Source organism: Steroidobacter agaridevorans (genome assembly GCF_009932555.1).
Classification (GTDB): domain Bacteria; phylum Pseudomonadota; class Gammaproteobacteria; order Steroidobacterales; family Steroidobacteraceae; genus Steroidobacter; species Steroidobacter agaridevorans.
In genome coordinates this window covers 149300-162783 of record NZ_BLJO01000001.1, presented here as the reverse complement: position 1 = coordinate 162783, position 13484 = coordinate 149300, and the positions used below count along the sequence as shown (strand labels likewise).

General features: G+C 62.8%; 5 protein-coding genes. 3 read left to right on the top strand and 2 right to left on the bottom strand.

Going from position 1 to position 13484, the window contains the following annotated elements; translation table 11 throughout:
* Positions 1-182 precede the first annotated feature (182 nt).
* On the bottom strand, positions 183-1961 hold the full coding sequence (locus GYH35_RS00705) for an SLC13 family permease (protein WP_161827393.1): 1779 nt from the start codon (positions 1959-1961) through the stop codon (positions 183-185).
* 96 nt (positions 1962-2057) lie between these two features.
* Between GYH35_RS00705 and GYH35_RS00700 the strand changes: the two genes are divergently transcribed.
* From GYH35_RS00700 to GYH35_RS00690, 3 genes are all read left to right on the top strand, one after another.
* The gene (locus GYH35_RS00700; protein WP_308683771.1) at positions 2058-4085 is read left to right on the top strand and encodes a sensor histidine kinase; all 2028 of its coding nucleotides are present in this window, start codon (positions 2058-2060) and stop codon (positions 4083-4085) included.
* A gap of 14 nt (positions 4086-4099) precedes the next feature.
* Positions 4100-4462 (top strand): response regulator, encoded by a 363-nt coding sequence (locus GYH35_RS00695; RefSeq protein ID WP_202624007.1) that lies wholly within the window; start codon positions 4100-4102, stop codon positions 4460-4462.
* Between the two features lie 116 nt (positions 4463-4578).
* Positions 4579-4827 (top strand): BON domain-containing protein, encoded by a 249-nt coding sequence (locus tag GYH35_RS00690; RefSeq protein WP_161827391.1) that lies wholly within the window; start codon positions 4579-4581, stop codon positions 4825-4827.
* On the opposite strand, the gene GYH35_RS00685 is transcribed toward GYH35_RS00690, so the two are convergent.
* Positions 4801-13365, bottom strand: a complete 8565-nt coding sequence (locus tag GYH35_RS00685; protein WP_161827390.1) for a GH36-type glycosyl hydrolase domain-containing protein — start codon at positions 13363-13365, stop codon at positions 4801-4803. The two genes, GYH35_RS00690 and GYH35_RS00685, sit on opposite strands and share 27 nt — an antisense overlap.
* Positions 13366-13484: the final 119 nt, after the last annotated feature.

Sequence of the window (13484 nt, the reverse complement as noted above, 5' to 3'; positions counted from 1 at the left end):
AATCGACTCCATCGGATGTGGCGAAACCGCGGGTGTGAGTGACTGCCATGGAGCGACGCAAGCATCCCGGCCTCCCGATAGAACGGGAACGATGTGGCGATTCCAGCGCCGGGAACAGTCGTAGCAAGGGCAGGATCGCGGGGCTGCAATGTTCGCTACCGCACGGACAGGCCGTGGAACGGTCATCGCGTCAAGGGCCATGTCATCATGATGAGCGGCACGCCCAGCACGATGACAAGTAAAGACAGCGGTGCACCCAGGCGCGCGTAGTCACTAAACTTATATCCGCCTGGCCCCATCACGAGCGTGTTGCTCTGATGCCCGATCGGCGTGAGGAAGTCACAAGCGGCTCCCACAGCAACGGCCATGAGGAATGCATCGGGCTGAAAACCAAGACGGCTGGCGAAGCTCACCGCGATCGGCGCCATTACCAACACGGTCGCGGCATTGTTCAAGAACGGTGTCAGCGCCATGGCTGCCGCCATGATCAAGGCGAGCGCTGCGTAGGGCGGCAGTGAATGAGCGATGTTGGAGAGCCAGGTCGCAATGAGATCCGCGCCCCCCGTCGTGCGAATCGCCTCACTCACCGGAATCAGAGCGCCGAGCATGACGAGCAACGGCCATTGCACCGTTGCATAAGCCTCACGCAACGAGAGCGAGCCAAATAACACCACGAGCAATGCAGCGCCGAAGAACGCCAGCCCGACCGGCAATAGACCCGTGCCCGCCAGCAACATGGCGCCCGCCAGAATTGCAATCGGGATCACACCGCGACGGACACTGCCGAGCCTGATCTCGCGGGTTGCCAGCGGCAGGCAGCCCAGATCGCGCAAGAGCGCGGGCATGTCGCCGAGCGAGCCCTGCAGTACGATGATATCTCCGGCTCGAAGCTGGATGTCGCGCAATCGATCGGCGAAGCGCTGGCCACTGCGACTCACGGCGAGCAGATTTACATTGAACCGCGCATGCAGAGCCAGATCTCCGGCAGCCTGGCCGATGAGCAGCGAGTCTGGAGCGATCACCGCTTCGACACCGCCGATCTCCTCATTGGCCTTGTCGCTCCTCATGCTGCGATCCTCGCCTTCCAGTTCGAGGCCCACCCGCGCGACCGCTTGCTGTAGAGCCGCCGGCTCACCTTGCAGCAGCACGATATCGTTCTCTCGCATCACCATATCGGGCAGCGGCGAAGTTTTCTGGCCGTCGCGAACGACTGCTGTCACGACGACCTCCGGACCTGCGGATCCACGCAGGTCGGCCATTGTCTTGCCGGCGATCGCTGACGCGGCCCGTACCCGGCCCTCGGTGAGATAGTCATGAATATCCATGGCCTCGGCCAACGTCGGTGCTCCTGCGCGATCGAGCGGCAGCAGACGGTACGCGATTGCGAGAAATGCGATCCCGGCGGCGGCGAGCCCGACACCGACGGGTGCGAAGTCGAACATCGCGAACGGCGCGCCCGTGATTTCGGCACGCAAGTGCGAAACGATGATGTTCGGCGAGGTGCCGATCAGCGTTGTGAGTCCGCCGAGCAGCGAGCCGAATGCCATGGGCATCAGAAACATCGATGGCGGGGTTTTGGAGCGCTTGGCCATCTGGAAAGCGACCGGAAGCATCATCGCAAGTGCACCGATGTTTTTTACGAATGCAGACAGGACGGTCACGGTGGTGACCAGCAGCACGAGTTGCGTACGCGTTGATGTGATCTTCGGTGCGAGTGGATGCAGGACCGCCTCGATGATGCCGGAGCGGGCCACTGCCGCACTGACCAGCAAGGCGCTGCCCACGATGATGACGATATCGTCGCCGAAGCCGCTGAAAGCGGCTTCGTAGGGCACCACACCGACGAGTACGGCAGCGAGCAGCGCGAGACCGGCGACCAGGTCATACCTGAGCCGTCCCCACACGAACAGCACCATCATGCCGGCGAGGATCGCGAAGGCCTGGGTCTGAGCCATCGTCATGATTCTGTTCCGCGAGGATGCAAGGCACGTGAGTACCTCGGCTGCAGCAGGGAACAGCGAGTCAATTGCCTACTTGCGATAAAGTTCCTGGCGGCAATGATCTGCTTGCAGTCTTCACGGACTCGATCGATCTCGAAGTGCTCGACCCGTTCGCCTGGCATCCGCATTCCAACGGATGATCGTGCCCTCGAAGGTATGGTTGATGATGGCGTCCTGCGCAGACTCGACGATCGCGGCGAGCTGCGCGCTCCTGGACGCTTGAAGGATTTTCAGCGGTCCCGGAACTCGCGTCCCCACGGCGCATTGATGTTGATTCAGGGCTCATTGCGGGCCCCAAGCGGGTCCATGAGCACTCCTACGACAATCGCCACGAAATCAGCGCAGGCCCTTTCGATCAGCGACATCATCTTCGATCAACTGCCAACGCCGGCTTACGTGTGCGATGACGAAGGGCGCATCGTCCGCTGCAACCGGCAAGCAATCGAATTGTGGGGGCGTCGGCCTCGCATGCGGGACGACGCGGATCGGTTTTGTGGTTCGCATCGGCTGCATTGGCCGCACGGACCACGCATGAGCCACTCCGAGTCACCCATGGCGGCGGCGCTGCTGAGCGGTGGGGTGGCAGCCGATCAGGAGATCGTCATCGAGCGGCCGAACGGTGAACGCGTCGCGGCGATGGTGAGGATCAACCTCCTGCACGAAGCGGCGGGCGGCCTGGTCGGTGCGGCCGGTTGCTTCCAAGTCATCGGGGAGCGCCCAGAGCCCGATGAGCAGTTGCAATTCAGCCAGCGAGACCTCGAAGATTTTTTCGAGAATGGTGTCGTTGCGCTTCATTGGGTAGGGCCGGACGGGCGCATTTTGCGCGCCAACCAGGCGGAGCTCGATCTGCTGGGTTATGAAAGCGAGGAGTACGTCGGTCAGCACATTGCCGAGTTTCATGTCGACCGCGACGTCATCGACGATATCCTCGCCCGCTTGTCGTGCCACGAGAAACTCGAACGGTACCCTGCCCGGTTACGCACCAAGAGCGGTGAAATCCGCCATGTGCTCATCAGCTCGAACGTTTATTCGCGAGACGGGGAATTCGTCCACACGCGCTGCCTTACCCTGGATGTGACCGAGCGACACCTGGCGCAGCTCGACTTGCAAGAGAGCGAACGGCGCTCACGAGAGTTGCTGGAAGCGCTGCCTGCCGCCATCTATACGACGGACACTAACGGGGCACTCACTTTCTATAACGAGGCGGCGGCCGAACTATGGGGGGTACGGCCCGACCTGGGCACGAGCTACTGGTGCGGATCGTGGCGGCTGTTCTGGCCCGACGGTACGCCTGTGCCGCACGACGAGTGTCCGATGGCGATCGCGCTCAAGGAGAATCGTGTGGTGCGCAACGTCGAAGCGATTGCCGAACGGCCCGACGGGACACGCGTGCCCTTCATGCCGTACCCGACGCCGCTGCACGATGCGGACTATCGTCTGGTCGGGGCGGTCAACATGCTCATCGACCTGACGCACCTGAAGCAGGCTCACCGCCGCCAGCAATTGCTCATCAACGAGCTCAATCATCGCGTCAAGAACACGCTGGCCACCATCCAATCGATAGCGCACCAGACTTTCAGGGGCAAGACGGATGAGGATTTGAAACAGCGGTTCGAGAAGCGGCTCATTGCGCTGGCAAAGACTCACGACATCCTGACGCGGGAGGACTGGCGCGGCGCCGACCTGCGCGAGCTCATCTCACGGTTGATCGAATTCGCTTGCGATGCCGGAGAACGCGCGACCGTCGACGGTCCAAGCGTGTTGCTTCCGCAACGAGCGGTCGTGCCCTTGGCGATGGCCATTCACGAGCTTTGCACCAATGCATCCAAGTACGGTGCACTGACGGACCCGGCGGGTTGCATCGTCATCGAGTGGCGATTGCTGGCAGGCGGTACCCGGTTGCAGCTGCGTTGGGTCGAGTCGGGCGGGCCGCCGGTGCAGGCACCCGCTCGTCGGGGATTCGGGACGCGGTTGCTCGAGCAAGGACTGAGGCATGAGCTGCGTGCCGATTGCAAGCTGACCTTCGAGCCGTCGGGGATGGCTTTCGAAATGGATATGCCGCTATCCGCGGCGCCTGCCACTTGATGCAGAGCTGCCGTATGGTGCGTGTGTTGATCGTGGAGGATGAAGCGCTGATCGCCATGCTGTTCGAAGATCTGGTCCAGGAGCTCGGCTTCGACGGGCACGCTTACGGGACCAGCAACGATGCCCTGGCCGCGCTCGAGACACTGTCGTTCGATGTGGCGATTCTCGATGTGAACCTCGGAACCTCGCTCTCCTATCCGGTTGCCGACGCTCTCGCGGCGCGGGGCGTTCCGTTCGCTTTCGCGACCGGCTACGGCAGTGGCGGTGTCGATCCCAAGTACCGAGGCGTGACGGTGATGCGCAAGCCGATCGAGCGCGGAGCGCTGAAGGCGGTGCTCGAACAGCTCGGCCCGTCACCGCAACACAATCCTGAATAGCATGCCCGATGGGAATGACCGGCGCGTTCCGATGCTTTGTCGGCTGTTGAACCCTGGCATTCTCGCCGCGGCAGGCGCATAAGGGTGGACGGTGGGAAGCGACAGCGGAGAATGCCATGAGCACGCAACAGTCGACGCGCGAGGCGATCACGGATGGGGTCATCACGGCGAAAGTGCGTGCGGCGCTGGGAGAGGATTCGATCACCGCCAGCTATGACATTCGCGTGGAGACGCTGGCCGGCGTTGTCGAGCTGAGCGGCTTTGTCGGCACCGACATCGTCCGTATCGAAGCACTGCACGTCACTGAGCACGTGCATGGCGTCCTCCGGGTCCAGGATCTATTGGACGTGCGCAGCCGCGACTGAACCCAGGATCAGCTCGACGCGATGGACGGCCTCATCGTCGAGTAACTGTATGCGGGTCTCGCCTGAGGGCAGTGCCAGTCCATCGAGGGTGATCGAAGCCACGCCGCCACTTACGCCGTTCGGGTTCACGACGGCAATTTCATAGCGCGCCGATCGATATCGGAAGGTCACGTCGAAGCGCGGCCATTCTTTCGGAATGCAAGGCGTGAGCAGTAGCTGCGTTCCCTGGACGTGCAGACCGAGAATGGCTTCGATGCCGGCTCGATACAGCCATCCTGCGGAGCCGGTGTACCACGTCCAGCCGCCGCGTCCGACGTGAGGCGCCACTGAGTAAACATCGGCGGCGACGACATAGGGTTCCACCTTGTAGCGGCGCACCGCAGTCCGGGTGCTCGTGCGATTGATCGGGTTCAGCAGCGCAAACAATGCGGCTGCTTCGTTTCCCTGGCCCAGTCGTGCAAAGGCGATGACGGACCACGCAGCGGCGTGAGTGTATTGTCCGCCATTCTCGCGGATGCCGGGTGGATAACCTTTGACGTAGCCAGGATCGAGCGGCGTGCGATCGAACGGTGGTGTGAACAGCAACGCGAGACTGTCGTCCGGTCGGATGAGTTGTTCATGGACCGCTGCCATGGCTCGAGCGGCGCGCGTGGCATCGGCCGCACCCGAGATGACACTCCAGGACTGTGCAATGGAGTCGATGCGACACTCGTCGCTGACGGCCGAGCCCAGGGGCGTGCCGTCGTCATAGTATCCCCGTCGATACCAGTTGCCGTCCCATGCTTCGCGTTCGAGCGATTCCCGTAGTGTCGCGGCGTGCGCCAACCAGCGCTGGGCACGCGCGTTCTCGTGCCGGGCGATGGCGACAGGTGCGAAGGCACAAAGCGTCGTGTGCAGAAACCATCCGAGCCAGACGCTTTCGCCGCGGCCCTGATCGCCGACGCGATTCATGCCATCGTTCCAGTCGCCAGTTCCTATCAAGGGCAAGCCGTGCGCGCCGAGGGCGAGGCTATCGTCCAGTGCGCGAGCGCAATGCTCGAAGAACGTCGCGGCGCTATCGGAAACATTCGGTTGGAAGTATGCATCGTGTTGCCCCGGTTCCAGCGCGACGCCTTCGAGATAGGCGATGGTTTCGTCCAGGATCGCGGTATCGCCGGTTCTGGTGAGGTAGTGCACGGCCGCGTACGCGAGCCACACGCGATCGTCACTGATGCGCGTACGAACGCCTTGCCCAGCCGGCGGCAGCCACCAGTGCTGTACATCGCCCTCTGGAAATTGACGACCGGCTGCACGCAGCAGATGTTCACGAGTGAGCGCGGGCTGCGATGTCACGATTGCCATCCCGTCCTGCAACTGGTCGCGGAATCCGTAGGCGCCGCTGGCTTGGTAGAACGCCGAACGCGCCCAGATGCGGCAAACCAACGTTTGATACAGCAGCCAGCCATTCAACATCAGATCCATGGAGCGATCCGGCGTTTTGACTCGAATTGCGCCGAGCGTTTCGTCCCAGAAATCCTTGACGCGGGTGAGCACGGCATCCAGATCGGTGTTGCGATAGTGTTGCAGCAGTAACCGTGCCTCGGTCACGCTTGCGGCTTCACCGAGCAGGAAGACGAGCTCGATGCATTCGTTCGGCTCGACGGTGATCGATGTCTGCAGCGCGCAGCAGGGATCGAGCCCAGCTCCGACGCGCCCGGAGAGTTGGGGGACGACGCCCAGCGCAGCGGGTTGCTCGAGCGTGCCATGCCGCCCGAGGAACTCGCAGCGGTCGCCGGTCCACTGCGTTTGCCGACCAGCGAGATCTGCAAATGCGACGCGTGCGGCGAACTGCGAGTTCCATGGATTGCGAGCGAACATCGCACCGGTCAACGCATCCATTTCCGTCACCACGAAGGGCGCGGATGCGGCGCGTGACGTGCCCAGAACCCATTCGACATAGGCAGTCACGGAGAGGTGTCGTTTTCGCGTCGAGGTATTACGGATTCGCAAGCGGGATATCTTGATGGAGTCTTCGAGTGGCACATACAACAGCAGATCGAGTGCGATTTCGTGCGCGTGATGTTCGAAGACGCTGTAGCCCCGACCGTGACGAACGTGATAGGGCGCGCTTGCATCGCATGCCGGCGCGAGCGTCGCGGTCCATAGCGCTCCGGTATCCTCATCGCGCACGAACAGCACTTCACCGGGCCGGTCGATCACCGGATCGTTGGACCATTGCGTCAGCTGATTCTCGCGACTGTTCACCGACCAGGTATAACCGCCGCCATCTGCTGAGATTTGAAAGCCGAAGTGTGGATTGGCAATCACGTTGATCCAGGGCGCGGGCGTCGTCTGTCCGGCATCGAGTGTGATCGCGTACTCGCGCCCGTCATCCGCGAAGCCGCCCATGCCGTTGAAGAATTCCAGTCGTGGCGTCGGTGCGCCGGTGCGAGCGTTGTTATTCAGTCTCGGCCGCCGCATTCCTGCCGGAACATCCGCAGGGTCCGCGCGACGGTGGAGTTGATCTGCAAGGGCGCCTCGCGCACCGATGAATACAGCTCGCGCAACGGACGACAACGTCGCACGGGTCTCGGCGGACACCAGATCGGTGCGCAACACGAAGACCGACCCCTTGGTGCTGTCGACATGAAGCTGTGGTTGCGATTGGCGCGTGCGGACCAATCCTTCGAGGGCAATTTGCAGATCCCGCACATAAGAAGCGGCGCGCTCGTTCAGAATCACCAGATCCACGGCGAGCTGCTTCAGGCGCCAGTATTCGTGTGCCTGCAGCAGCTGCCGGGCGATTGCCATATCCTCCATGTGCTCGATCCGTAACAGCACGATCGGCACATCGCCCGAGATGCCGTGCGCCCAAAGGGCAGGTCGAGTGCAACCGCCTCGCTGAATCGCCGCCGAGGAGGGCCTCAGGGAGGCATCGGCGAACAGGACATGGCCGGCGACACGTTGAAACAAGTGTGCTTCTTCCGCCGTGATGCCCAGGTGATGTAGTTGTACTTGCGCTTGTGTCCATGCCAGCGTCGCGGCACGGCTGAAGGCGTTAGCGTCGCGATGTTTGTCGAACAGGTCGAGCACGCTGGCGCGTGTGGCTGAAACGCAAGTCCAGAATGAGAGCCGCGCCATCGCGCCTGGCTGGACGCGAACGCGCTGTCTCAGCGCGAACACCGGATCGAGAACGGTACCGACGGTGTTCGACAGCGGCCGGCCATCCATGACTGCAACCGGCTCATGCACCTCGCGGCCTCGCCCCAGAAAACGGGCACGATCGGTTTCGTATTCCAGCGTCCCCAGGATCGCGCCTTCGACGGCCACGTGATGTGCCGCCCAGAGTTCCGGTTCGGTGGAGGAGCGCCGTCGCCTCGTTGCCAGCAGGACGCCGAGATGGGTCACGAACTCGGTCTGGACGAACAGCTTCGAGAATGCGGGATGAGCCGAGTCGGCTGCCGGTGGCGCAAGCGCGAGCTCGCTGTATGAGGTGACATCGAGATCGATCGCGCTACTGCCCGTATTCGCAATCGAGACACGTCGGACCTCGGCATCGTCCTCCGGGGATACGACGACCTCGAGGGTCGTGATGACTGTCGCGTCGACGCGAACGAATTCCGCCCGGTCCTCGCTGAAGGTAACTTGATAGCTGTCGGGTTCGACGCCGCACGGCTGAAAGCCGGCCGACCACGCCGCGCCGCTGGCGGCGTTGCGCACGAACAGGTAGCTACCCGAATCATCGCGTGTGGCATCTTCTTGCAGACGCGTGATGCCGATGTCGCCCCACCTGCTGTAACCAGATCCGGCGGCGCTCAGCATCACGGCATAGCGCCCGTTCGAGAGAATATGTGTCTGGGGAGCGGCGGAGTGCGCAGTGTACACTCGTCGCAACGTAGGCAGCTGTTGATCGTCGCTGCGCGCGACGGCTTTCACTTCTTCGGCTCTTGGATGGGCAACGGACACATCTCGCGGCGTCCGTTCGTGCAACAGCAGCTCGGCAGCCTGCACCATGGCGTCGGCGTGGAATCGCGCACGCATCCTTCCGTCGAACAAAACGTTGGCGACAGCTGCGATGGTCATTCCCTGATGATGTGCCATGAAGGCATTTACGATGACGACATCGGTTCCCTCCGGCAGTCGGGTACGTGTGTAGTCGAGTGCTTCATAGAATCCGTACGTGCCTAGTGCACCTACACTGGCAAGGTGCGCGTAGTTCTGCATCGCCGCCTTCGGATCGACCATGGCTGCAAGGCCGGTTGCGTAGGGAGCGATGACGAGATTGTCACTCAGGCCGCGTTTGAGCCCGAGGCCCGGCACGCCGAAGTTGGAATACTGATAAGTGAGCTCCAGATCGCGCGCGCCATACGCCGATTCGGAAACTCCCCACGGAATGTCCAGCGAAGCACCGTAGCCCATCTGCCGGCGCACGATGAGGCGGCTCGTTTGTTCGAGCAGGCTCCCTGCGGGCGCGCGCATGACGAGCGAGGGCATGAGGTACTCGAACATCGAACCTGACCAGGAGATGAGCGCCGCACCCTGTCCCACCGGCGTGACTTCCCGACCGAGCCGGAACCAATGGCTTGCCGGCACATCGTTTTTCGCGATGGAGAAGAAGCTCGCCAGACGCGCTTCGGATGCCAGCAAGTCGTAGCAACTCTCATCGAGCGCCCCTTCCGAGACACGATACCCAATGGCCAGCAGCTTGCGTTCGGGGTCGAGGAGGAAGCCGAATTCCATGGCGAGGGCCAGTGCGCGTGCGCTGGCTGCGAGCGCCAGCAGCCGTCGCGGTATGTTCTGGTCACCGTTTTCCGCTGCCTGGACGTCGCGTTGCCAGCTTTTGATAGAGCGCTGCGTCGCCTCCGCCCAGAACAGCAGATCCTGATACGCCGATGCAGGGTGCTCGCTCGCCAGGGCTCGAGCGCCATCGCTCAGGATGGTCGCGTGCACGTCGGCGTGGACAAGGGCAGTCGTGATATCCGTTGGCGGAGTTTTGCGATCGATCGCTTTGGATAGTTCCGACAAGGACTCTGTGAGCTGGTGGCGCGTGAGCGCCTGAGTGCGATGTTCGTCGGGAAGTTTCAGCAGGGCATCGCGGGCCAGATGAGCAGCATCCGCGACGCCGTCGAAGTGGGCTGCGGTGTCGAGTGGGAGGCGGGTCCACTCGTGACATGCATTGGCGACTGTGATCAGGTGTGCCGCCAGATTGCCGCTGTCGACCGAGGATACATACGGCGGTTCGAGCGGTCGCAGGTCGCGCGTGTCATACCAGTTGTAGAAGTGGCCGCGAAATCGTTGCAGGCGCTGCATGGTCGCCAGCGTCGTTTCCAGTCGCTCGATGCTTTCCAGCGTTCCGGTCCAGCCGAAGTCGCGAGCACTGACGGCGCACAGCAGATACAGGCCCATATTGGTCGGCGAGGTGCGATGTGCCACGACGGGCCGCGGATCCTCCTGAAAGTTGTCCGGCGGCAGCATGCGGTCAGCGGCGCTGACGAACGTTTCGAAATATCGCCAGGTTCGACGCGCGACCAGGCGCAACCCCCGCCGGTCGGCATCGGAGACCGGCACGCGACCGGCGACCAGCGGCGATTCGCTGATCCGTCGTGCGATCGCAGGCGCCGCGGTCCACAGCATTACGAACGGCAGTGCCACCCAGATTGCCTCGAACTTTCCGAAGGCAATCAGGGCCACGGCGCTCAGCGCAGCGAGCACGCTTGCGCTCATGCGTCGGTAGATGCCAGCCAGGCCCGGTTGCGAGGCGAGCTGCGATTGCGCCGCTGTGACCCACTCGAGCAAGTTGCGTCGGCTGATGGCCAGCCGGTACAGCGTGCGGCTGATGGCATCGATCATGAGCCAGGCCTGATGCGGGAGAAATGTGATGATCAATCCGATCTGCGCGCAGGCGAGCGCTATGTCCTGGCTCCAGGCAGTCAGATGGCTGCGGGCGATGACGCCGCGTCGAGGCACTGCCGCTGCCAACGCCGGCAGGAGCGCCGGGAGTGCAATCGCCGTCAGCACGAACGCAGTCCATATCGAGGCCGCGTGCAGCGGCAGCAACCAGCCTGTCAGCAGAGCGAGCAGAGCGGTCGGCGCGGACAGACTGCGGCGCAGATTGTCGAGCATCTTCCATTGGCCGAGCAGCGGCAACGAGCCGGTGCCGCGTCGAGACGCATGGGGACGACCGAACAGCCACGGTAGCAACTGCCAGTCGCCACGTACCCAACGATGACTGCGTGCCGCCGCGACGTCGTATCGCGCAGGAAACTCTTCGATGACCTCGACGTCCGAAGCGAGCGCGGCGCGTGCGAAGGTGCCTTCGAACAGATCATGGCTGAGCAGCGAGCCGGTCGGCACCCGCTCGGCCAGCGCCGCCTCGAACGCGTCGATATCGTAGATACCTTTGCCGGCGTACGAACCTTCGCCGAACAGATCCTGGTACACGTCGGAGACGGCCGCGCCATACGGGTCGATGCCGGTCATGCTGGAGAAGGTGCGTTGGAACAGCGAGCCTTCGCGACCGATCGGCAGCGATGGCGTCACCCGTGGCTGGAGTACGCCATAGCCTTCGACGACTCGGCCCGCGGTCGCATCGAATCGGGCGTGATTGAGCGGATGCGCCAGCTTACCGACCAGGCGTCGCACGGCTTCTCGCGGCAAGCGTGTGTCTGCGTCCAGCGTGATGACGTAGCGAACATCGGGTGGCAGCGCCGGCATCCGGGTGTCGGGGGCAATGAACGTCGTGTCGACGGCGCCACGCAGCAGCTGATTCAACTCATGCAATTTGCCTCGCTTGCGCTCCCATCCCATCCAGTGTTGCTGGCTGTCGCTCCAGATGCGACGGCGATGCAGTGCATAGAAGCGCGTGCCCTGCGAAGGAGCCTCATGGAGGCGGTTGAGACGAGCGATGCCGTCAGCTGCGATCTGCAACAGAGCTGCGTCGTCGGCGGTGTGCTCGGTCGCCGCGTCGGTCCAGTCCAGCAGCAGCGCGAGATGCAGCTCGCCGTGAGAGGAGGCGAGGTAGTGAACTTCGAGTCGTTCGAGCAGTGCTTCGATAGCTTCGCGCGTGGTCAGCAGCGCCGGCACTACGATCATGGTTCTCATGCTTGCCGGAATGCCCTTGCGCAGCGACAACCCAGGCAACATCGTTGCGCCGAACCCGCGCGTAACTGCACGATTCACCAGGGCGACCGAGAGGTCGATGGCGGGAATCATTCCCAGAAGTGCGCACACCAACAGATGCGCCAGCGCGATCCCCTGGGCCGCCAGTGCGGCCAGCGGTATCGAGATGATGAGCGCAGCTAACAGCAGCACCGAAAGAATGAAGCCCATGGGTCCGACTGAGTCACTCAGGGCTCGCGGCCAATGGCTCAGCGGTGCGCGATAGCCAACGACCTCTTCGAAGGAGCGTCGCCCGCGACCCAAGAGATGATAACCAGGGTCCCGCTTGCGAGGCTCATCGGGGTCGGAGGCGGCGACCGATTGAGTGGCGGCGATCAGGGCATGCGTTATTTCCAACTCGCTGCACGCGGACCGACGGGACAAGGTCTCGATGGCGCTGCGATACAAGTTGCGGGTGGCGAAATCCATTTGCGCCAGATCGGTCTCCCTGCACAGAGCCGCCTCGACCAGGCTCACCGCTTCGAAGAATTCCGCCCAGTTCACGTCGGAGATCAGGCGCATGCTGGTGATGATGTTGCGCACGGTGACGTTCGTCGCGCCCTGGCGCTGATGCTCGTCGTGGACCATCTGGTCGGAAGTGGTTCCCTGCGCGATGAGCTGCTCTTCCAGCCACTGCAGCGCCGGCGTTACGCGTGGGTCCTGATCGCGCAAGCGCTTCACCACCTGCACCACGAACGATGCGGGGAGCTCGCCGTGCTTCTGGAAGTATCGGAACAGCGCCTGTCGATCGATCGTGAGCCCGTTCACTCCGAGCAGCCGATCGGCAACCCGATCAGCCTGCTCGCGCTCGGCTCGGCCGCTCACGATTCGTTCGGCGGCGCGGCGCAGGTTCTCTACCAGCACGATGCGCAGCGTGATCGCCATCGCCCACAACTCGCCGATCGTCAGCGGTTGCACCACCTGATACGCACGCACGAAGCGAATCAACGCGTCCAGATCGAAGCGGCTGTCGCTGTGCGCGACGCACGCCCACGCCATGCCAAAGACACGCGGATAGCCGGTGAAGGGGCCGTCAGCGAGCTTCGGCAGCTGTCGATAGAAGCTCGGCGGCAGGTCGCTGTGGATCTTGCGAATTTGTTGTTCGATCACATGATAGTTGTCGACCAGCCATTCTCCCGCGGGTGTGATGTTGCCACCCTTGCTCGCCGCCAAAGTAATCGTGCGATAAGCCCCGAGCAGCACCTCTTCGTTATTGCTGAGACGCGCATTGAGCGAGCGCCTGCGTTGCGGTCGCGTCGTAACGGGTTGCGACTGCGCTAGGCTTTCAGCGTGCTGTTCGAGTCGCGTGATGCTGAACAGCTCCTCACGAATGATCGCGGAGCTATTCCAAGGCGGTGTGGGCTGCTGCCACCCAGGCAGGCGAGACAGGAACGATTTCAAGGAAGGTCTGCTCCATGGCGTACTTCTGTTGGTGCGCGTGGAGGCGTGAGGTCGATCGCGCGCGTCACTCCAGCGAAGGATTCAAACGGCGACTTTGCACTCGAGCCGCCCAACCGTCG

What these genes read in the sequence shown, in the direction of transcription:
- GYH35_RS00705 (WP_161827393.1), bottom strand. Translation starts at nt 1,961, where the DNA reads ATGACGATGGCTCAGACCCAGGCCTTCGCGATCCTCGCCGGCATGATG.
- GYH35_RS00700 (WP_308683771.1), top strand. Translation starts at nt 2,058, where the DNA reads ATGATCTGCTTGCAGTCTTCACGGACTCGATCGATCTCGAAGTGCTCG.
- GYH35_RS00695 (WP_202624007.1), top strand. Translation starts at nt 4,100, where the DNA reads ATGGTGCGTGTGTTGATCGTGGAGGATGAAGCGCTGATCGCCATGCTG.
- GYH35_RS00690 (WP_161827391.1), top strand. Translation starts at nt 4,579, where the DNA reads ATGAGCACGCAACAGTCGACGCGCGAGGCGATCACGGATGGGGTCATC.